This is a genomic window from Terriglobus sp. (assembly GCF_965201105.1).
Lineage (GTDB): Bacteria > Acidobacteriota > Terriglobia > Terriglobales > Acidobacteriaceae > Terriglobus.
Map to the genome: position 1 here is coordinate 3,563,375 of NZ_OZ241741.1, position 21,440 is coordinate 3,584,814.

Annotated in this window: 16 protein-coding genes and 1 tRNA gene; 12 read left to right on the forward strand and 5 right to left on the reverse strand. The window is 62.9% G+C overall.

The genetic code is table 11. The features are described from left to right. The first annotated feature begins 184 nt into the window (after positions 1 to 184). Both ACOFKT_RS15725 and ACOFKT_RS15730 read left to right on the forward strand, forming a co-directional pair. Positions 185 to 727, forward strand: a complete 543-nt coding sequence (locus ACOFKT_RS15725) for a regulatory protein RecX (RefSeq protein ID WP_419804929.1) — start codon at positions 185 to 187, stop codon at positions 725 to 727. A gap of 144 nt (positions 728 to 871) precedes the next feature. Beyond that, positions 872 to 1,765: a hypothetical protein gene (locus ACOFKT_RS15730; protein WP_419804930.1), complete on the forward strand. Its 894-nt coding sequence runs from the start codon at positions 872 to 874 to the stop codon at positions 1,763 to 1,765. 33 nt (positions 1,766 to 1,798) lie between these two features. On the opposite strand, the gene ACOFKT_RS15735 is transcribed toward ACOFKT_RS15730, so the two are convergent. Continuing rightward, the gene (locus ACOFKT_RS15735; RefSeq protein WP_419804931.1) at positions 1,799 to 2,254 is read right to left on the reverse strand and encodes a PIN domain-containing protein; all 456 of its coding nucleotides are present in this window, start codon (positions 2,252 to 2,254) and stop codon (positions 1,799 to 1,801) included. After that, a complete protein-coding gene (locus tag ACOFKT_RS15740) occupies positions 2,244 to 2,627 on the reverse strand; it encodes a type II toxin-antitoxin system Phd/YefM family antitoxin (RefSeq protein WP_419804932.1) in 384 nt (127 codons plus the stop codon). The genes ACOFKT_RS15735 and ACOFKT_RS15740 overlap by 11 nt, the downstream gene beginning before the upstream one ends. On the opposite strand from ACOFKT_RS15740, the gene alaS reads away from it, so the two are divergent. From alaS to ACOFKT_RS15770, 6 genes are all read left to right on the forward strand, one after another. After that, positions 2,550 to 5,678 carry an alanine--tRNA ligase gene (gene alaS / locus ACOFKT_RS15745; RefSeq protein WP_419804933.1) on the forward strand — a complete coding sequence of 1,043 codons (3,129 nt, stop codon included), beginning with the start codon at positions 2,550 to 2,552 and terminating at the stop codon, positions 5,676 to 5,678. The two genes, ACOFKT_RS15740 and alaS, sit on opposite strands and share 78 nt — an antisense overlap. A 282-nt stretch (positions 5,679 to 5,960) precedes the next feature. Further along, positions 5,961 to 6,479, forward strand: a complete 519-nt coding sequence (msrA, locus tag ACOFKT_RS15750; RefSeq protein ID WP_419804934.1) for a peptide-methionine (S)-S-oxide reductase MsrA — start codon at positions 5,961 to 5,963, stop codon at positions 6,477 to 6,479. A 53-nt stretch (positions 6,480 to 6,532) separates the two neighbouring features. Then, a complete protein-coding gene (locus ACOFKT_RS15755; RefSeq protein ID WP_419804935.1) occupies positions 6,533 to 7,432 on the forward strand; it encodes a DMT family transporter in 900 nt (299 codons plus the stop codon). Between the two features lie 92 nt (positions 7,433 to 7,524). Continuing rightward, the gene (locus tag ACOFKT_RS15760) at positions 7,525 to 9,981 is read left to right on the forward strand and encodes an N-acetylmuramoyl-L-alanine amidase (RefSeq protein WP_419804936.1); all 2,457 of its coding nucleotides are present in this window, start codon (positions 7,525 to 7,527) and stop codon (positions 9,979 to 9,981) included. A 257-nt stretch (positions 9,982 to 10,238) separates the two neighbouring features. After that, positions 10,239 to 10,490: an FG-GAP repeat domain-containing protein gene (locus tag ACOFKT_RS15765; protein ID WP_419804937.1), complete on the forward strand. Its 252-nt coding sequence runs from the start codon at positions 10,239 to 10,241 to the stop codon at positions 10,488 to 10,490. Beyond that, complete coding sequence (locus ACOFKT_RS15770; protein ID WP_419804938.1) at positions 10,487 to 12,217, forward strand: FG-GAP-like repeat-containing protein; 1,731 nt, start codon at positions 10,487 to 10,489, stop codon at positions 12,215 to 12,217. Before ACOFKT_RS15765 ends, ACOFKT_RS15770 begins: the two co-directional genes overlap by 4 nt. Before the next feature lie 86 nt (positions 12,218 to 12,303). Here ACOFKT_RS15770 and ACOFKT_RS15775 read toward each other — a convergent pair whose 3' ends face one another. Next, the gene (locus tag ACOFKT_RS15775) at positions 12,304 to 14,100 is read right to left on the reverse strand and encodes a glycoside hydrolase family 9 protein (protein ID WP_419804939.1); all 1,797 of its coding nucleotides are present in this window, start codon (positions 14,098 to 14,100) and stop codon (positions 12,304 to 12,306) included. Between the two features lie 274 nt (positions 14,101 to 14,374). Between ACOFKT_RS15775 and ACOFKT_RS15780 the strand changes: the two genes are divergently transcribed. The 3 genes from ACOFKT_RS15780 (at position 14,375) to ACOFKT_RS15790 (ending at position 17,275) form a co-directional block, all read left to right on the forward strand. Further along, positions 14,375 to 15,544, forward strand: coding sequence for a DUF6599 family protein (locus ACOFKT_RS15780; RefSeq protein ID WP_419804940.1), 1,170 nt, complete (start codon positions 14,375 to 14,377; stop codon positions 15,542 to 15,544). 415 nt (positions 15,545 to 15,959) lie between these two features. Further along, positions 15,960 to 16,035, forward strand: a tRNA-Thr gene (locus tag ACOFKT_RS15785). A gap of 292 nt (positions 16,036 to 16,327) precedes the next feature. Continuing rightward, positions 16,328 to 17,275 carry a tetratricopeptide repeat protein gene (locus ACOFKT_RS15790; RefSeq protein WP_419804941.1) on the forward strand — a complete coding sequence of 316 codons (948 nt, stop codon included), beginning with the start codon at positions 16,328 to 16,330 and terminating at the stop codon, positions 17,273 to 17,275. A 25-nt stretch (positions 17,276 to 17,300) separates the two neighbouring features. Here ACOFKT_RS15790 and ACOFKT_RS15795 read toward each other — a convergent pair whose 3' ends face one another. Further along, positions 17,301 to 18,998 (reverse strand): carboxypeptidase-like regulatory domain-containing protein, encoded by a 1,698-nt coding sequence (locus ACOFKT_RS15795; protein ID WP_419804942.1) that lies wholly within the window; start codon positions 18,996 to 18,998, stop codon positions 17,301 to 17,303. A 119-nt stretch (positions 18,999 to 19,117) separates the two neighbouring features. Between ACOFKT_RS15795 and ACOFKT_RS15800 the strand changes: the two genes are divergently transcribed. Then, complete coding sequence (locus ACOFKT_RS15800; protein ID WP_419804943.1) at positions 19,118 to 20,803, forward strand: winged helix-turn-helix domain-containing protein; 1,686 nt, start codon at positions 19,118 to 19,120, stop codon at positions 20,801 to 20,803. Here ACOFKT_RS15800 and infC read toward each other — a convergent pair. Next, complete coding sequence (infC, locus tag ACOFKT_RS15805) at positions 20,793 to 21,350, reverse strand: translation initiation factor IF-3 (RefSeq protein ID WP_419807183.1); 558 nt, start codon at positions 21,348 to 21,350, stop codon at positions 20,793 to 20,795. The genes ACOFKT_RS15800 and infC overlap by 11 nt on opposite strands. Positions 21,351 to 21,440: the final 90 nt, after the last annotated feature.

The window sequence follows — 21,440 nt, forward strand, 5'->3', positions numbered from 1 at the left end:
CCGCGCAGCCCGCTGCCTTGCCCAGACCCTGTCATTTCGACCGGAGCCGGACAGCTTCACCGTCCGGCGCAGTGGAGAAACCTGCATCTCCAGGCGCGAGCGCGAACCCTGCTCCCTGCTCCCTGCTCCCTGCTCCCTGCTCCCTGCTCCCTGCTCCCTGCTCCCTGCTCCCTGATAATCAGACATGGCCTTCGGCAGATCCAAACGCCCGCGCGAACCGCTGACCGAGACGGGGCTGCTGGACTACGCCGCCAAGTCACTCGGCGCGCGCATGCAGTCCGAGCGCGATCTGCGCCGCAAGCTGCGCGACCGCGCCGAACCCGGCCCGGATGGCGTCACCGCGGTCGACGCCGTCATCGCAAAGCTGAAAGAACTCCGCTACCTGTCCGACGAGCGCTACGCCGCCGACTTTGCCCGCCTCCGCCAGGAGAACCGCAGCCTGGGCCGCCGCCGCGTGCAGCAGGACCTGCAGAACAAAGGCATCAGCTCGCCCGTGATCGCGGAAGCGCTCGAATCGACCTATGACGGCGTGGACGAGGTCGCGCTCGTTCGCCAGCACATCGAACGCAAACGCCTGCAGCCACCCACCGACGACAAAAGCACCGCCCGCATCCTGCGCCGACTAACCGCCGCCGGCTTCAGCAGTAAATCCATCTTCACCGTCCTCCGCCAGCTCCGCTCCGGCGAGGCGCTCGACACTGCCGAAACAGCCCTGGCAGAGGACTAACACTCGCGCCTCCGCACCAACCTTGTCATTTCGACCGGAGCAGGACAGCTTTATCGTCCTGCGCAGTGGACTCGGTGCCTGCACCGAAACCCGCATGCTCCATGCTCCGAGAAGCCTCACCGCAGCGGGCATCCAACCAGACGCATGCCTCCCGCCCCCACGACCGTGCTCGGCATCGATTGGTCCGGCCGCATCGAACTCGCCGGCCAGCGCCGCCACATCGTCGCCGCCACCTGGCGCATCGACCCGCAAGGCAAAGTCCGCGTCACCGTCGAGTCTGGCCGCACCCGCGACGAAGTCGCCGACTGGCTCATTGCCCTCGCAACGAAAGACCCCGCGCTCGTCGTCGGCTTCGATTTCTGCTTCAGCTATCCCGCCTGGTTCCTGCACGAAGTCGGCGCCCGGTCCGCACCGGAGTTTTGGCAGATCGCCATCGAGCGCGGCGAACAATGGCTGCACCGGGAAAGCGAAGACCGCCGATTTTGGGGCAAGCCGCACAAACGTCCTGCCGAATTCAGCGGCGCGCAACTGCACCGCATGCTGCGCGGGACCGACATCGACTGCAAGATCATCACGCACATTCCCGAAGCGGAGCGCGCCCTGCGCGTCAAAGGCATCACGCCTAAATCCGTCTTCCAGATCGGCGGCTCGGGCTCCGTCGGCACCGCCAGCCTGCGCGGCATGCCCATTCTCATTCGTCTGCGCGAAGCCGGCTTCCGCATCTGGCCCTTCGACCGCCCCACACCCGGCGAGCCGCTCGTGGTCGAAATGTACAGCCGCCTGAACACCGGCCCCGTGCACAAGTCCAACCCGGAAAAGCGCGCCGCCTGGCTGCAACAGAAGCGCCGCGAAGACCCCGCGTGGTCCGCCGTTGGTCCCGCCGCGCTCCGCGCTGCCCGCGGCAGCGAAGACGCCTTCGACGCCCTCGCCAGCGCCGTGGTCATGGCCGAACGCCGCCACACCTTCTACACACTTCCCACCCCGCGCGATCCCAATGCCCTGCTGGAAGGCTGGACCTGGGCACCGGACCTCGGATGAGCGACCCGGACGCAGTGAGCAAAACAGAATCGATCAGGGAAGCAGAAAGAGCTGCAAATCAGGGTCGGCGGGTATTTGAAATGGATTCAGGTACCGCACACCTTCACTTACCGGACGGTCGTGAAGATCTTCGGTCAGAATTGTCGTGCAGCGATGCCGTTTCGCTGTGGCCCAGAGCATCGCATCCCAGAACTGCACCTGCCGCTTTTCACGCAGGCGGAGCGCTTCGGTGAAGTCCATCGCTTCCGCTGCAACAATCTTGTTCAGGGAGGCGGTACGGCTCAGGACAGAACGAGCATCTTCCGCAAGTTCCGGCCGTCGCCTTGCAATAGCGTTGTACGTTTCACCTAACGTTTGCACCGTCAAGACGCAGTCGTGGAACAGGGTTGCTTTCAACAGGGAAAGAGCAATCTTGTGCTTTTGGCCGGCACGTTCGTCCAGAGCGTAGAACAGGATGTTCGCGTCGAGCGTATAACGCTCACCACTCATGCATCTCGTCCTTCGTGGGTGCCGGCTCACCGCCTAAATCGAGCCCTTTGTCGAGCAGCTTGAAATACTCCTCGATGGCCTTTTCTCTCTCCGTGATCTGCGAACTCCTGCGCACAGGGATAATCTCGGCTACCGGAGTACCTCGGCGCTCCACGATAAAGTGTTCCCCTGACTGCACTCTGGCGATCACTCCCGAGAAGTTCTGGTTTGCTTCGCGCATCGACACTCGCCGCATAGCCTGCCCCCAAAACCAATGTACTACGTAGGAGAATGGGCTGGTAGACTCACAGTTGCCATGCAATACCGTTCCGGAAACCAGATTCGCGAAGATTTTCTGCGCTTTTTCGAAGAAAAAGGCCACCGCCGCGTTCATTCGTCGTCGCTGGTGCCGCACAACGACCCCACGCTGCTGTTCTCGAACGCGGGCATGAATCAGTTCAAGGACGTGTTCCTGGGTGCCGAGCAGCGGCCCTACACCCGCGCGACCAGCTCGCAGAAGTGCGTGCGCGCCGGCGGCAAGCACAATGACCTGGAGAACGTCGGCTTCACCCGCCGGCACCACACCTTCTTTGAAATGCTCGGCAACTTCAGCTTTGGCGACTACTTCAAGCAGGACGCCATCGCCTACGCCTGGGAACTCCTGACCAGCCCGCAGTGGTTCGGCATCGACCCGGCGAAGCTCTACGTCACCATCTTCGAAGGCGACGCGCAGACCTCGCGCGACGACGAAGCCGAGCAGTTCTGGCTGGCCGCCGGCGTGCCGCAGGACCGCATCTATGCCCTAAGCGCGAAAGACAACTTCTGGCAGATGGGCGAGACCGGCCCCTGCGGCCCGTGCAGCGAGATCTATTACGATCTGGGCCTTGAGGCGTCGAGCGAGACCGGCCCCAACGGCGAGAAACTCGACAAACCTTTCGGCGAAGACGACCAGCGCTACATGGAGATCTGGAACCTGGTCTTCATGCAGTTCGACCGCGCCGCAAGTGGCGAACTCACCCCGCTGCCCAAGCCCTCCATCGACACCGGCATGGGCCTCGAGCGCATCGCATGCGTGCTGCAGGGCAAGCTCTCCAACTACCAGAGCGACCTGTTCACCCCACTGATCGCCCGCGCCGCCGAACTCACCGGGTACTCAGCAGGTCAGCAGGTCAGCGAGTCAGCAAGTCAGCAAGCCGGCGGGTCAGCAAACCAGCCCGGTGCCCCACCTTCGACGACAGCTTCACCGTCGGCTAAGGTGGGTTCCGCAGCCGCGGACGACCGATCTGCGACCCACGACAACACCGTCATTTCGACCGGAGCAGAACAGCTTCATCGTTCTGCGGAGCGGAGAAACCCGCATTTTGCTTCGGTTGCCGACGAAGCTTCGATCAGCGATAGCAAAGGCGCTGCCTCGCTCCGCATCATCGCGGACCACGCCCGCGCCGCAACCTTCCTCATCGCCGACGGCGTCATTCCCTCAAACGAGGGCCGCGGCTACGTCCTCCGCAAAATCCTGCGCCGCGGCATCCGCCACGGCCGCCTGCTCGGCCAGGAACAGCCCTTCATGCACCAGATGGTCTACGCCGTCCGCGACGAAATGCAGACGGCGTACCCCGAACTGAACGAAACCGCCGACCGCGTGAGCAAGACCGTGCTCGGCGAAGAGCAGCAGTTCGCGCGTGTAATGGCAGTAGGAGCTAGGGAGCTAGATCAGCTAATCGATGCAGAGCTTAAAGATAAATACGCAGACTTAGCGCGTATGGTTCTGGAGATCGAAAAAGGCACAAAGCCGGGCTTACTTGCAGCTATGGAGAGGCGTTTACAGCGGTCAACAGAGGTAACCAATCTCGACATGGCAGAAGACTTCATAGGAGTTTACGGTTCGGTCGCGGGTGCGGCACTTTTTAAGGAATATGAAGCTAAGTACCTCGAGAACATGCTCTTTGATGGACGGAAGGCTTTTCGTCTTTACGAGACATTCGGTTTGCCCCTTGACTTTATTCAAGATGCTGTAAGAGATCGCGGGTTGCTATTCGATGCTGCAGGCTTCGAGCGCGCCAAGGAAGAAGAACAAGGCCGAGCCCGCGCCTCCTGGAAAGGCGGCTCGCAAAAGACCGCCAGCCCCGTCTACACCGCGCTCCCAAAGACCGACTTCGAAGGCTACGGCAATCTCCGCATCGAGGGCGCGAAGGTCCTTGCAGTGTTGAAGGACGGCATCAGCGTTCGAGAGCTTGAGCCTGGGGAGCAGGGTGACATCGTTCTGGATGCAACCAGCTTTTTCGCTGACTCAGGTGGCCAGGTGGGCGACACCGGATGGCTTTACTCACCCGACGGCGCCCTTGTACTTGCAGAGGTGAGTGGATGCACGAAGCCAGTGCAAGGAATTTTCGCACACCGAGTAATTGCAAAGCAGCCGATTGAAAGGGACGCGATCGTCAGCACCGTCGTCGACGGCACCGAGCGCAACAGCACCATGCGCAACCACACCGGCACCCACCTCTTGCACGCCGCCCTGCGCGAAGTGCTGGGCACGCACGTGAAGCAGGCCGGATCGCTGGTCAACCGCGCCCGCCTCCGCTTCGACTTCAGCCACTTCGCCCAGGTCGCCGACGAGGAGCTGCAGGAAATCGAGGACATCGTGAACCGCGAGATCCTCGCCAACAATAAAGTGGAGACCTTTGTCGACGTTCCCATCGACACCGCCATCCACGACTTCCACGCCACCGCGCTGTTCGGCGAGAAATACGGCGACAAGGTGCGCGTCGTGAAGATCGGCGACTTCTCCACCGAGCTCTGCGGCGGCACCCACACCGCCGCAACGGGCGAGATCGGCCTTCTCAAGCTCACCGGCGAGTCCTCCGCCGCCTCCGGCATCCGCCGCGTGGAGGCCGTCACCGGCACCGGTTCTTTACAGGAATTTCGAAGAGACTTCGCCGTCACGCGCGTCGTCTCCTCGCTGGTCGGCGGCACCAGCGACTCGCCCGCCGCCGCGCTGGAGGCCCGCCTCTCGCAGCAGGACGAGGAGATGAAAAAGCTCCGCCGCGAGCTGGAGCAGGCCCGCATGAAAGCCGCCTCGGCCTCCACCGCCGACGCCGCTTCCTCCGCCATCGACGTGCAGGGCATCAAGGTCCTCGCCCAGCGCGTCACCGGCCTGGACCGCAACCAGATGCGCTCCCTGGTCGACTCGCTCCGCACCAAGCTGGGAAGCGGTGTCGTCGTCCTCGGCGCACCCACTGAGGACGGCAAGGTCGCCCTGATCGCTGGCGTGACCAAGGACCTGACCGCCCGCGTGCAGGCCGGCAAGATCGTCGGCGCGGTGGCCGCAAAAGTCGGTGGCAAAGGCGGCGGCCGCCCCGACCTGGCCGAGGCCGGCGGCACCGACCCGTCGCAACTCGATACCGCCCTCGCCGCCGTCCCGGAGATCGTTCAAACCCTTCTCGCCTAAAGCGAGGAGGGCCGAAGCGCCGCATTCTCCCCGGTAGCCATAACTCCGGTACTCATTGCACGCGTACCCTCTCGTTTGTCATCCCGTAGCGAAGCGCAAGGCTCTGCTTTCCTCAGCCCCGCCATCGATCGGTCATTTCGGGCCGGAGTGACAGCTTTACCGTCGCGGAGTGGAGAAACCACAAGGTAGGGGAGGCCGATGCAAGGCACCGCCCCATGCGACCCCCGCCCGCTCCTCCGCGTCTAATCCCCCGGAACCGCAACACACGAGGAGACACGACACATGGCGCAGGAAAAAGCGATTTTGGCAGGCGGATGCTTCTGGGGCATGCAGGAACTTCTCCGCGACCAATCCGGCGTACTCTCCACGGTGGTCGGCTACTCCGGCGGAGACGTAAAAAACGCCACCTACCGCAACCATGGCAACCACGCCGAAGCCGTGGAGATCGTCTTTGACCCCGCAAAGATCAGTTACCGCCGGCTCCTGGAGTTCTTCTTCCAGATCCACGACCCAACCACGCCCAACCGCCAGGGCAACGACCGCGGTTCCAGCTACCGTTCCGCCATCTACTACACCACGGACGAACAGAAGCACACCGCCGAAGACACGATCGCGGATGTGAATGCCAGCGGACTGTGGCCCGGCAAGGTGGTGACCGAGGTCGCACCCGCCGGCCCGTTCTGGCAGGCCGAGCCCGAGCACCAGGATTACCTGCAGCGCATTCCCTACGGCTACACCTGCCACTGGGTCCGCCCGGAATGGGTCCTGCCCAGGCGGCGCGAAGCCGGAGTTGCGGCATAGCCTCCACGGCGCAGCCAGCAACAAGCGCCCCTGCACCCAATGCGCCGGGGCGCTTGCTGCCAGGCGTCACCGCCATCTGCGCCGCCTTCTTCTTTTCCGCGCTCACGGGCGTACTCAGCAAATTCCTGCACGGCACCTCGGTGCTGGTCACGGTGTTTTTTCAGTACGGCGTCAGCGCCGCCATCTTTTTGCCACTCGCGCTGCGCCACGGGATCCGCGGCATGGAGACAGATCACCTGCCGCTCCAGGTGGTGCGCAGCGTGGCGGGTGCCGGCGCACAGGTGCTGTACTTCGCCTCCCTTGCGCACCTTTCGCTGCTGAACGCGTCACTCCTGTCCAACGCTTCACCACTGTTTATTCCATTCATCATCTGGTTGTGGCTGCGCAAACCCATCCAGCCTGGGGTCGCGGTCAGCCTGGTCATCGGCCTCTTCGGCGTCATCCTGGTCATCCGGCCAAGCGCACAGATGCTGCACGATCCGTCTTCCCTGGTCGCGCTCGGAAGCGGCGTGCTCTCTGCCGTTGGCCTGGTGACCACCAACCAGCTTGGCAAGACCGACCCGCCGTTTCGCATTCTTGCCTATAACTTCGGCATCGCCACGGTATTTATCGCACCGCTCGCGCTGCGGCATTTTGCCCGTGTGTCCGCCCACGCGCTGCTGTTGCTGATTCTGCTGGGTGTCTGTTTCGCGCTCACGCAGTGGCTCATCATCGTGGCGTATCGCTATGGCTCTGCATCGCAGCTTTCCCCGTTCAACTACAGCGTGGTCGTCTTCAGCGGTCTGCTGGGCTGGGTCATCTTCGGCACCGTACCCGCGTGGACGGCGCTGCTTGGCACGGCTCTGATCATCGCCGGCGGCGTTGCCAGCGTGCGCATGGGGCATCGCGAGGGCAAGGGCCATCCCGTCGGGAGCGGGCATTGGAACGGGGCGCCCCACCCCCACGCCACCTAACCGTCCGGACGTTGCCGCAAGGGTATCCGCGCCGGTTCCGGGTAGCACTTTCCGAAGAGCCGCGGCGACGCGCTCGTTACACTGGAGGCGCTTTGACCCGGAAGGCTCCATCCCGGCTGCGCGTGCTTGCGTCCGCCAGGGCCGCGCCGCACAGGCTCGTCCCCGCGCTGCTGCTTGCCACGGTCGCGACCACCTGCGCCGCCGCCAGGCCAAAGAAGGCCGACCCGACAACGCCCTGGCAGATTGCCGAGGCTGCGCGCGTGCAACTCGCTCAAATCCCGCCGGCGGAGCGCACCGTGACCGACTACCGCACCGTGATGGACGCGTACCGGCTGATTTACCACGCCAATCCGGCGGACCTGCACGCGCCGGAGTCCATCTATGCCGTCGGCAACCTGCTTGCCGAGGAGGGCGTCGTTCTGCACGATCCGCACGCCTTACAGGAAGCCCTCGGGCAATACGAGTTCCTTCGTCGGCAATATCCCACCAGCAGTGTCCGCATCTCCGCGGCGCTTGAAGAAGCGCACGTGGCTGCGGCCGGCCTGCACGACAGCAGGCTTGCTCGCGAAAAGTACACCGCCTTTGTCACGAATTTTCCCAGGTCCCAGCGGGTTCCGGAGGCGCGCGAGGCACTGGCGGAGCTAAAAGCGGGCAAGCTGCCGGAGGTAACCAGCGGTCCACTCGCCCAGGTCTCCGCAGCGCCCGCACCGGACACACTCGCCACCGCTGCTTTCCCGCAAACGGTGCAGGCCGGGAGTGCGCAGAGAGAGGCCGCACCCCAGACCGCACAGGCTCGGCCCGGCAACCCTCAACGAGAGTCCACCGCAGCCACGCAGCCACCACCCGCTCTGCAGACCGCCGCGCGCCTGCAGAACGAGGCTGCTGCCAACTCCAACGGCGTCGCTCAATCCACCGTCGCGCCCGGCGAACGCGCCGAGGCCAGCCAGCGCGCCAGCGAGCGCACGGCCACCCCGCACGACGCCATCGTGCACGCCGCGACCAACCCCGAGCAGGCCGCGACCGATGACACGCCCGCCGCCGCAAAGGCCACCGCCCAGGCAAGATCAGGCAAGCTGGCGCAGGTCACCGGCATTCGTCACTGGTCCACGCCCACCTACACCCGCGTCGCCATCGACCTTGGCGACCAGGTGAAGTACGAGGCAGCGCGGGTCCCCAACCCCGATCGCATCTACTTCGACCTGCACGGCACCCATCTCGCGCCAGAGCTGCAGGGCAAGCTGGTCAACGTCATTGACGATGGATTTTTGAAACGCGTCCGCATCGCGCAATACACCGCAGACTCCACCCGCGTTGTGCTCGACGTGAACGACGTCACAGAGTATTCCGCGTTTCTGCTGCCCAACCCCTACCGCCTAATCATCGACATTCACGGAGGCGCGAAATCTTCCGCGAAGCCGGCCGTTGCGGTCATCAAGCCTTCCACGCCGCACGATGCCGGCGATCCCGCCGACGCGGATGGAGCTGTTGTGGGAGACGCGCCCACGCCCGTTCCAGCGGCGCCCGTCGCGCATCGCACGGCAAATCTTTCGCCCGCGATGAAGACCAACATGGACGTGGCGGCGCTCAGCAGGCAGCCCGGCAAGGTCGAGGCGACAGACCGCCCCACGACGCAGCCGATCGCGGTCGTCGCCGATCGCGCCGGCGGCGATACGGAGACGCCCGCGACCGCTCACAAGGTCAAGCGTGCATTTGCATCCGCAAACACCAACGCCACCGCAGTGAATGCGCCCGCCGATGTTTCCGTGCAGCGCACCGCCGCGCCCACCGCCGAGGGTCAGCGTTCGCTCATGCGCTCGCTCGGCCTGAAGATCGGCCGTATCGTCATCGACCCCGGCCACGGCGGCCATGACTCCGGAACGCTCGGCGCGGACGGCATCATGGAGAAAGACGTCGTGCTCGACGTCGCGCTTCGCCTTGGCAAGCTCCTGCACGACCACCTGGGCGCGGAGATCATCTACACCCGCTCCGACGACACTTTTATCCCGCTCGAAACGCGCACCGCGATCGCTAACAAGGCGCAGGCCGACCTGTTCCTGTCAATCCATGCCAACAGCAGCAAGGACGAAACCGCGCGCGGCGTGGAGACCTACTACCTGAATTTCACCAGCGACCCCACCGCGCTCGATGTTGCCGCCCGGGAAAACGCGGTCAGCGACCAGAGCGTGAGCGAACTAAGCTCCATGGTCAAAAAGATTACGCTCAAGGACAAGATCGACGAGTCGCGCGAGTTCGCCCAGGACGTCGAACAGTCGCTCTACACCGGCCTGGAAAAAGGCAACTCCGGCCTGAAAAACCGCGGCGTCAAAAAGGCACCGTTTGTCGTCCTCATCGGGGCCAACATGCCGTCGATCCTCACCGAGATCAGCTTCGTGACCAACCCCGACGATGCCGCCGAGCTCCGCACCGGTGCCTACCGCGAACGCGTCGCCGAGTCCATCTACAAAGGCGTCGCCCGCTACGCCCAGGGCCTCGGCGGCATGCGCGTCGCCAGCGCCAGCCCGGCGAAAGCGGACAAAGGCTCGGAGTAATCCGAGCAGCGGCGAGTCCGCGCACTCCATCACCAAGGCAGTTTTCCAAACTGCCCAGACCCTTCGTGAAATGAACCGAAGAGTAGACAAGCTGCAATGTGTTGACTCCAGATTGCGGATGGCTTCGGTCGTCCGTTATACCGGCTGGCCCGCTATAACGACACTCAGTCGTTGTCGTTGGATGGTTACTGTGTAAGCTCACAATGTGCAAAAAGGGGATTGACGGAAGCTTAGGTTCGACTTTTAGAATGCACCGCATGCCCCGTTTTCGTTTGCTCGCCAGCGCCTCCGCGCTGCTGGCTTTTCTGCCCTGTTGCGTGGCCCAGATCAACTTCAACGCGCCGGTCACCATCAGCACAGGCTTCCAGCGTCTCTCCGGGTATGCCGCAGGTGACTTCAACGGCGACGGCAAGACAGACCTCGCCTTCACGGATAACTTTGACAAACGTGTTGTGGTGTATCTGAACAACGGCACGGGCGATTCGGTGCACCTATCAGCACGCCCATGAACGTCCAGTACACCATCGCCGGCATTGCCGCTGGTGATATCAACGAGGACGGCAAACAGGACCTTATCGTTTCGGCATCCGGCTCCTCGCAAATGAACTACATTCTGCTTAGTAAAGGCGACGGTACCTTCACGGTGAGCGGTACGATGCCAAATTCCTACGGATTTCTTCAGGGCGTGTTCGTCGACCTGAACGGAGACAAGCACCTAGATTTCGTATGCGCTGGCAATCCGCAGACCTACGCGTGGCTCGGCGATGGTAAGGGCAACTTTACGCCAAAGCCGATCCAGAATCAGCCTGCCGACGGTACCCTGCCTGCTCTCACCGTCGCGGACTTCAACCGCGATGACAAGCTGGACCTCATGGTTGCGGATTACGGCAATCCCAGCGCGGGCATCGCGGGTAGTCTTCAGTTCTTTCCAGGCGTTGGCGATGGTACGTTCGGCGCTCCCTTGCTGAACAAGCCGTTCTCGCGAAGCGGTGGGTATTCCTACCTCACTGCGGCAGACTTCAACGGAGACGGCAAGCTCGACATCGCGTTTAGTTTGCCTACGATCGCGGCCATTGCTTTTGGCAATGGCGATGGTACCTTTCAGTTCGGCCAGACCCAGATGACCTATCCGCCGCAAGGTCCGGCGAACTCCTCCTCCACTGTCACTGCCGCTCTTCCGCTGGCGGCTGCCGACTTCGATGGGAACGGAACCTCAGACATCGCCATCGTCACACCGGTCGATAATCATCTGGTGGTCTCTTTGAACGACGGCACCGGCACCTTCGCGCAAGCGAATCCGGATTTCCAGGCCAACATCGATGCAAACACCTTCTTCGTCCTCACCGCAGACCTGAACGGCGACGGCTTACCTGACATCATCACCGGCAGTTACACCACCAACAACGTCGCGATCTTCCTCTCCAAGCGGGTGAAAACAACACCTGTGGTGACACTTTCAATTTCAGCAACGCAAGTGATTCCTGGTACGGCGATCACTCTTGCCGCGAAGATCGCCGGAACTAACGGAATTCCGACCGGCGCCGTCACATTCGCGGACGGCTCGACCAGCCTGGGCCAGGTGGCACTTGATGCGAACGGACAGGCGATGTTCACCACGTCGAGCCTCGGTGCGGGGCAGCACTCGCTTACGGCCACCTATGCGGGAGACACCCGCTTCAATGGCACCGCAAGTTCCGCTGTCGTCACAAGCGTCGTCGACTTCTCCCTGTCGCTCGGTACAGCGTCGCAGACCATCGCGTCCGGTGGCACGGCAGGCTATCCGCTCACGCTGACTACTTCGGGTGCTTTCACGGGTCCCGTAACGCTGACCTGCTCCGGATTGCCTACGGGGTACTCCTGCAGCAGTACCGCAGTGTCGCTCGGAGCCCAGCCGGTTACATCCACCGTTACGGTCGCCACGGCGACTCACGCCATGAGACGGCCTGGGGACAATCCGTTTCCCTTCGGCTCCGGCGTTTATGTGGCGTTGCTGCCGGTTGGTTTCTGGATTGCCATCCCGCGCCGTCGTCGCTGGAGCGCCGCAGGAGCTATCTGCTCACTTGCGTTGACGGTCGGATGCTTCTGGCTTGGCGGCTGCAGCGGCGGCAGCAGTGCGCCGATCTCCACGGGTCCGGCCCCCTACCGCGGCACGAGCCAGTTCACCATCAGTGCCGCCGTGCAGGTTGGGTCGCAAACACTTTCTCATCAAACTCCGGCAACGCTCACCGTTCAGTAGAAAAGGTCGACCTTGGAGTCTGGGACAGGCTCCAAGGTTCACATCCATTGGGCAATCTCCACACCAGAGGCTCCTACTTTTGACACTTAGGTAAGGTTCGCGTTCGCCGCTGCCAGCAGAAACACCAGCGGCGCGTTCCAGTTGATTGCCACCTCGTTCATCGAATAGGCCTGCCAGTCGTCCACCCACATACGCATGGGCGGCAGCTTGCCCATGCCGTTCGCAACTGGGTCGCCGCCGTGCGCGTTCGGTCCGCCGGAGAGCAACCCCGGCCATGGTGCCGCAACCTTGTCGGCCTGGCTGGGCCGGTGGTGTGGATGCTGAAACGGCCGCGAGCCCACGTGCGTCACCCAGGACACGCCAAAGCAGTTCCGCCCCAGCAGGTAGTGCAGGTTCGCAAGAGCAGCGGCACGGAATGCCGCATCCGTTTCAAACCGGTCCGCGACCAGCAAGAGCAGGGCGTCATTGGCCGCCACGGAGTTGGAGCCCCGGATGTAGTCGGGCGCGGAAAGCGTGTTGCCGTAGCCGTTTTCTCGCGAGCGCCTCGTCCGCTGCTGCGCCGCCAGCTTCGTTGCGGCCGCGATGCGGTCCCGGACCGCGGGCGTGACGGTCGGCCCGGCCATCGCATACGTCCATAGCGCAAACGGCAGCATGTTGTTCCAGCTCGGCGTGGTGACGGTCAACTCCCCGGGAAGACCTGTCTCAAAAGCGCCCCGAAATTCCGGCTCGGCCGTGGTGCGAAACAGCTCCGCAGCGGCCCACAGCAGCTCATCCGCGCAGGTCTGGTCGCCGTACTCCCCGGTGGTAATTTCCGGCGGGTTGCGAAAGACCACCTCCGGGTTCGCCCGCGCCCATGCAAACGCCTTACGCGCTGCCGCCAGGCAGGCCTCCGCAAATCTGGCATCGACTGCGCGGTAACACCGCGCCGCGATTGCCATCACCGCGGCAAAGTCCGCTGTCGCACACGTGCTCTTGTACGGCACGCTTCCCGTTCCGATTACCTCGCTCGGCAGCTTGTCCTGCTCCGGCATCACAAAGCCGCAAAACGCGTCGCTGGTCTGCTTGTGCCACACGCCACCGTCCGCTTCGTCCTGCATGCTGAGCATCCATCGCAGGTTCCAGCGCACTTCCACCAGAAAGTCCGGCACCGGCCCGCCCGATTCCGGAATCTGCAACTGCAATCGGTGCAGTACCTCAGGAAACATCTCCCACGCCCACAACAGCGTCGCCGTGGAGATGCCGCTGTTCACCACGTAACGGCCGTAGTCGCCGGCGTCGTGCCAGCCGCCGCTGTTCTTCAGCTTGCCGTGCCGGCCCGACGTGGGGTGGAACTCGCCGCGCTTGTGGCATGCCTTGTGCTGGTAGCCGTCGCCCAGGTCCACCTTGCAACCGCAACGCTGGCCGTAGAACGCCCGCATCGCAAGCCGAAGCGCGTCCGCGTACACCATCTCTGCAACCACCACCGGATCGCCGGCCGCAGCCCCTACCCGTAGCCGGTACATTCCAGGCGTGCGCACCGCCGAAAAGTCGGCAAGCGCCACGTGGTCGCCGGAAGCCGCGTCCATGCGCGCCGCGCCAAGCAGTCCACGCAGCACCACCTCTCCAGTAGCGGCGGCTTCCACCGTGAAAGCATCGGTCCCGTCCGCGACCGGAGCCGGAGTTCCAACGGGAAACACCACGCTCGCCACCTTCACCGCACCAGGCCGGTAGCCACATTGATTCGTCGCAATGCGCACACTCGCGGCCTGCTGCAATGCCGGCGGCTTTGCATCCGCGTCCTCCGGCGCAGGCTGTTGCGACTGCATGCTCACCGGTCCCAACCATGTGCCGGCGCAAGCCACACCAATGGCCTTTGCGGCGGTACGTCGATCGATGCGCGGCACATCTGTGTGCATGCTTCCCGTTCACCCTTGCCTGCACCCGCTCACATCGTGGCCAGGGCCACAGGCATCGGCAGGAACAAACATCATCATGGCATGCTCGCCCATCTCGCCTGCCGCGCAGGCATCTCCTCACAGCCGCTGCGTCATCCTGCTGCCGGCTGCGCTCCTCGCGCCCCGAACCACGACTCCGACCAACCCAGCCGCCCGGAACAGAACCCCCGTCCCCGGTGTCTCAAGCTTGTGACGAATCTCTCGCGCGGGTAGTCCTATCGTTATGCATCGTTTGCGGCGCTCCTCCCTGTTTGCAGCTTCGGCGCTGATCCTTGCCGGCAGTCTCTTCGCGCAAGCACCGGCAACGACCGGCGCACCCACCACAGTGTCCATGCCGCCCACGCCGCTGCTGCCGGACAGCTTCGGCCCGTGGCACACAACCGGTGCAGCCGACAACGCGATCAGCTTCGACCCGGCAGTTGCGAAGGAACTGCTCGTCCAGCGCACCGACGCGAAGACTTACACCGCAGAGGGCGCAACCGCCGTCATCTCTGCCGTGCAGATGACCGACTCCACCGGTGCCTACAGCGGCTGGACCCTGAAGCGCGCCACCGCAACCGGCGAACCGATGCGGCCGTGCGCCGGGGGCAACTCGCTTGGTGCGAACTGCGCCGTGTCGGCGGGGCGGCTGCTCTTCTGGCAGGGCAACACGCTTGTGCTGATCGCGCCCTCGGGAACCCGGGCGGTTTCCGCGGGCTCGTTCAGCGAGTTGCTGGGCACGTTGCCCAAGCCGATGGGCGCAAAGGGTGCGCCGCCGCTGCTGCCCACGCGCCTGCCGCAAGCCGGATTGCTGCCGGAAACAGAACGCTACGCCGTTGGACCGGCCACCTACGCCGCCGAGGGTGGGACCGTGCCGGCGAACCTGCTCGACTTCGCGAAGAGCCCGGAGATCCTGACCGCACGCTACACGGGCAAAGCCGGCAACGGCCTGCTGACCTCCATCTTCTATCCCACGCCGACCATTGCCGGCGAAGCGCAGCATGCGCTTGAGAAAGCAATTGGCGATCGCACGCTTTCCGCCGGCATGCTCGCGGGTTCGCCGACGGTGCGCCGTTCGGGTCCTATCGTCGCTCTGGTCACGGGTGACTTCACCAGGTCGCAGGCGGCAAAGCTGGCCGAGGCCGTTAAGTACAACGCCCAGGTCACCTGGAACAAGCCGGAAGGCTACATGAACCAGTTCACTATCAGCCAGACAGGGAACGTGGTGGTGCAGATCATCATTCTGGTGCTGACCATTGTGGCCGCGGCGGCAGTGCTGGGCGTGGTGTTCGGCGGCGGCCGCGCGCTCATCCGCAAGGCGCGCGGTAAGCCGCTGTCTTCATTGGAAGATGCGGAGATCATCAAGCTGGACCTGCGTGGTAAGTCGGAAAAGCTGCGCTCTTCGAGCGAATAAAGAGCGAACAGGCAACCTTCCTTCCCGCTTCGACTATCCGGTAATCGCTTCATAGCAAGTAACTTACGAAAAGGCTTGACTTGCCCTGAACTGCGCCGTAGGATTGCGCCAGAAAGTTCAGATGGCTTTGCCTCCGTCCGGACTATTCTCCCTGAAGAAAAAGCCGCCCTGTTGCCGGGCGGCTTTTTCGTTCCTTGTGGAAAGTGCTTTCAACCCTGCCCGGCAGAAGTGTTCCTACGTCATCCGGCACCCCGCGCCAGGACAGCTTCGCTTTTCCGTGGAAGAGAAACAGGCACATTCTGTACTCAGTTTGCTGAAGATTGCTCCAGCCTGACGAGTACACGTTGCGCCCAACGCAATCGATGCTAGGCGCACTTGGGCAGCGCACGCTTCTTCCGCTAGAATGACAACTAAGGCCGACGTAGCTCAGTTGGTAGAGCAGCTGATTCGTAATCAGCAGGTCAACGGTTCAAGTCCGTTCGTCGGCTCCACTCCGGCCTATCTCACCCCAAAACTTCGGCACGCATGCAGCGTCCTTCGCTCTTCGCGAGAACTGCAGAAAACGTTAACTCGGCGTCCGCACTCTCGCGACGGTGCAATGCCACGCAACGGCAACGGCGAACTCCGATTCGGCCCGCGTTATCCACGTCTTTCTTCCGCCCACCCCACCGGACCTCTTGAGTCCGCCCACATCCCGTCGCATACTCGCAACAGTGGGACGCATCCTATTGCGTACTTGTGTCTGTCCGAACCCAGTGGTTGCGGATGTAGGAAGGGGGAGCAATGGCCGCAGCAACGCTGACCAGTGGCTTTTCTTCCGCGGACGCGGCCCGCATCCTGCGCATTCCCGTGCAGCAGATCGCCGCCTGGCAGCGCAGCGGCCTCTTGAGCAAGTCCGACGGCCGCTTCACCGTGCGCGACCTGGGCGCGATGCGCCGGCTCCGCTCGCTGCGAAGCGCCAGGCCGGCAAACCGGTCAGAGCGCCAGTGGGCCGCCGCGTTGCGCAGCTGTTTGCGCGAAGAGTCTCTCTCCGAACGAACCCAAACCGTCCCCAACGGAACGCGCCTGGTGGTCCGCCACGGTGGAGCCCTGCTCGATCCGCTGACGCAGCAGTTCGGCTTCGATTTCGACGCACCCATCAGCGCCGCACGCTCCACGCCTGAGCCGGTCGCTTTGCCCATAACTTCGTCGAGTCATGCGCCGGTTGCACAGAGCAACGGCTTTGCTCGCGCGCAGGATCTGTTTCAGCAGGCCGTGCTGCTGGAGGAGAGCGCCGACACCGTGTCCGCTGCTGCGGACCTGTACCGCGAGGTACTCGCCGCCTGGCCGGCATACGCTCCGGCCAGCGTCAACCTGGGCACGATCTTGTACAACCAGCGTCGCTACGCGGAAGCCGAGCAGTGCTACCGCATTGCAGCGGAGATCGATCCCGACTACGCGCTCGCCTTCTTTGACCTTGGCAATGTGCTGGATGAACTGCAGCGACTTCCTGAGGCCATCGGCGCTTATCTGCGTGCCATTCAGCTGGTGCCGCAATATGCCGATGCCCACTACAACCTGGCGCTCGCCTACGAGCGCGTGGGCGAGCGCCGCCGGGCGCTACGCCACTGGATGCATTACGTTCGCCTGGACCCCGTCGGTCCCTGGGCCGCCCACGCCCGCACGCAAGCCAAGAAAACCCTCAGTAGCGAAAAGCTCCGCGTCGTCAGCCGCTTCGGCCAGCTCGCCTAGCAGCGGCTGACAATTGAGTGTCGTACTAGAAGCGCCGCACTGAAACCGGCGCCAGCGGTTCCGCGAGCTTCAAGTTTTCTGTGATGCTGCCATGGCCGAGCATCACACCAACCTGCTGTGAGCCAACCTGCAGAACACCCGCCTGTGCTGATTTGGGAGGTTGCCCCACCAGGTGATACGTGCCATTCCCATTGGTGGTAGTCCTGTAGATTCGGCCACCGGCCGTGAGCGAAATATCTGCAAATCGCTCCGGAGCGCCTGTGCTGCTCAGGATCGTTCCTGTGACAAGAAGCTCATCACCCGGCGGAGGCGTCAAGGAAAACAGGTAGGTCTGAAAGAGGCTGTCTCTGTAGATGTACAGAGCCGTGGGACCGGCGTAACCGAATGCAGGCTGCCCAATGGTGATGGTTTCAGACTGCGAGGTGTCCGTCGTCTGCTTGAATGAGTTGTCGTACTTGTATGTGAACGTGTCAGAAACGGAAAGAGAGACTTTGGCGAAAACCGCGTTCACCGTAACGCCCACCGTAACGCCCAGGCTGCTCGAGGTGTCGACACTGTTGCCGGTAGTATTCTGCTCCTCATCCTTGATGGCGTGGGTCTCAGAAAGAGGCGTCTGTGTGGCGCTGTTGGGCGGTTCATAAAAGTAAACGGTCGTGAGTTGTTTGAAACGTGCCGTGTCGATTGTCACAGGCCCATTCGCGAAGGGATCCGCGCTCAGGATCGTGCCGTAATCGTTGGGCTGGATGCCCGCACTCTGCAGCTGCTGAAGCACGCCAGCTGGCATGGTGGCTGGCTGCTTAAGCCAGCTAACGTAGACAAACTGGATTTTGGCGACCGCCCCGTTCACGCCCATCGACCAGCTCGCTGCTGTTTTGGACTGACTCACATGAACGGCTGGATTCAGCAACAAATAGATCGTGTCGGAATTGTGATCGATCCCATCCGCGCTCGGTCCGGGCACCTTTAGGTCATCCGAGATGGATTCCTTTACGTCGGCACTGGAACTCTTGGTGGTTGCTTCGGATTGATCGAAGCTGAGACCCAGGCTGACGTCATCACCAAAGGCGCCACCGGTAAAGGTTGAGGCAATTTTGAAGTCGGTCGAGAACGAGTTGCTGGCGGAAACCGTGCTTTCCAGCATGCTTCCGCTTCCGTAATCCACGGAGCTGACGCCCTTGCCTCCATTTGCGCCAGGAGGGGCATACACCACGAAGAGAATTTGGTAATGCGGCAAAATGATTCCATTTCCGGGCACTCGGCTATCCAGAAACGGTGCGCAATCTTTGCTTTCCAGGGCCGCCTGCCCCTGGATCGTAGTACGCAACTGCTTGATCTGCTGTTGGATAGGAAACGGATTGATCCCGCTCCCTGCGTTCTTCTGCTCCTGCTGCAAAAGCCTGTCAAGTTGGTTGTCTAACGACGTCAGCAACGAGCGGTCGACCTTGCAGGCCGCGGCGCAGTCGGTGGTTCCTTTGGCAATCAGCTTCGCTCGCTGTGTACTGGCGTTTTCATAAAGCTGCGTCTGCGCACTGATCTGTTGCGGGGTAACGACGGCGCTCTGAAGCGTTTGAATCTGCTGGTCCAGCGGGAGCAGTGCGGCGCGATCCGCAGCGCAGGTTGCTGCGTTCTGGCCGACCGCCATGCGTGTCATGCCGGTTGAAAGCAGCAGAAGAGAGAACGAGGCAGCTCGGAATGCAAGACGAAGCAGTGGGAGGGAAAGCATGGCAGGGCTCCTATCGCTCCTGAGCATGCAAGCGAGGGGCGCGGCCGGTCGTGATGAAACCGTGAGGAAGATGTGATCTTCCGTGGAGGATTCCTGTTTCGCGCCGATACCGCCGCCGTATGATGGCCTACACTGGGCAGTTGGCGACGGGGAGGCACGGCGTGCTGTATCGGTTCGGGCGCTTTGAGCTGCACGCGGAGGAGTTTCGGCTCCAGTCCGAGGGCTTGACCATTCCGCTCGAGCCGAAAGCCCTGCACCTGCTGCTGTTCCTGGTCACGCGGCCCGGCAGGCTGGTGCGCAAGCAGGAAATACTGAACGAGCTATGGCCCGATGTGGCCGTAACCGACAACGCGCTGACCCGCTGCATCACCCTGCTGCGCCGCGCACTCGCCGATAGCAGCCGCACGCCCACCTTTATCGAAACCGTGCCCAGGGTCGGTTACCGCTTCGTCGCCGCAGTAACCGCGGAAGCCGAACCGGTCCAGGCATCCCCCGCCGCGGCTTCTGTGCCGGCCGTAGTCGCTCTCCCGATGGGAGCGCCGGTCTCTCCGAAAATGCGCGCCGGCCAGGAGCATGCGGATTTTCCCGCGTCTGTCCGCGGTCGTGCACTGCACAGTTTGTCGCGTTTCGCCCGAATCGCCGGCTTCTCCGCCGCAGTCATCGTTTGTATCGTCGCGCCCATGGAATGGCGTCGACACAACGCCGCGTTCGTTGCAAGCGCAACGCGGGTGCCGATGATTGCGGACGACTCACCCTCCGCCTTCAGACCGGGCGTTACGGCCGACAGTACGCTTCCAGCCGAGGCGCGCGAAGAGTACCAGCGCGGCCTGTACTTCTACGATCGCCGCAACGGCGCCGCGAGCGCCGCGGCATTTCAGAAGGTAATTAGCCTGGCACCTCGGTACGCCCCCGGTTACGCTGGGCTCGCCCTGGCGCTCGCGACCACCAACACCATAGACCACCGCCTGATCGTGCCGGAAGCCGAGAGCGCCGCAAAGAAGGCCATCAGCCTGGACCCGAACAACGGCGAGGCCTACCTCGCGCTCGGCTGCATCCAGACGATCTTCACCTGGCAATGGCGGGATGCGGAAACCAATCTGACCCATGGCCTTCAGCTCAGTCCACAAAATGCGACCGGCCACATCTGGTATGCGGTTTTATTGCAAAGCCAAGGCCATCAGGACGATGCCATTACACAAGCCGAACAGGCCGTCGCAATCGCTCCACTGTCCTTCTACATGGTGCGCATGCAGGCTTCCGTCCTATACTTCGCTCGGCACTACGACGACGCGCTACGCATCCTGGAACGCGCTCGCGAGATGCAGCCGCAACACCCCAACGTCGTCGACAACTGGATAAGCTGGGCCGACGAGCAACGTGGCTTGTACGACGATGCGGTGGCGCATGACCTGCTTTCCATTCAGGACGAGACCGGTCCCGCGCAGATCGCAAAGCTGCGGTCTACGTACCAGCGCACCGGCTGGCATGGCTACTGGCAGATGCGCCTGGAATTGATGGCTTCCGGATCACGCCAGGGGTGCGGGTTGTACTCCGCCGGTGTGGCGTATCTGCGCGTTGGCGACAAGAACAGGGCCTACACCTTGCTCCACAGCGCCGCGGCACAGCACTGCTTCTGGCTGGGCATGGTGCATGTGGATCCGGCATTGGACAGCCTTCGCCAGGACCCACGTTTTTCAGAGATTGAGCGAATCGTCGACGGCAGCGAAACGCACATGGCTGACGCGAGAATGGGTCAACCTTCACAGGAGGAGCGACCAAAGTGGGCGGCCCCGGTCAGGCACTGACAGGTGCTGCTTCTTCCTCGGCCTGCTTCTTGGGTGCGGGCGCTTCCTGCTTTTTGCTGGGCGCCAGGATCGCGTGCAGCGTGGTGCCTTCCATGCGCGGCATGAACTCGACTATGCCGGTCTGGCCGATGTCCATGATCAGACGATTAATGATCTTGTAGCCCAGGTCGCGGTGCGCCATCTGACGGCCGCGGAAGCGAAGCGAAGCCTTGACCTTGTCGCCTTCGGATAGAAAGCGCACAGCCTGGTTCTTCTTCGTCTGGTAATCATGCTCGTCCACCGTCACGGAGAACTTCACTTCCTTGATGACGATGACCTTTTGCTTCTTGCGTGCCGCGCGTTCCGACTTGTCCTTCTCGTACAGGAACTTGCCATAATCTTGGATGCGGCACACCGGCGGCACGGCATTGGGCGAGATCTCCACCAGGTCCAGCGAACGCTCGCGCGCAATCTTCAGTGCATCGAACGGCGCCATGATGCCGAGCTGCTCGCCGTTGTCATCGATCACGCGCACTTCGCGCGCGCGAATCTTTTCGTTGGTGCGAATGAAGGACTTCTGGGCACGCTTGTCGTTAAACGGTGGAATGGGTCGCCTCCGCAGCTGCTCGCTCTTGATCTGCCCTACTATCGGATGCAG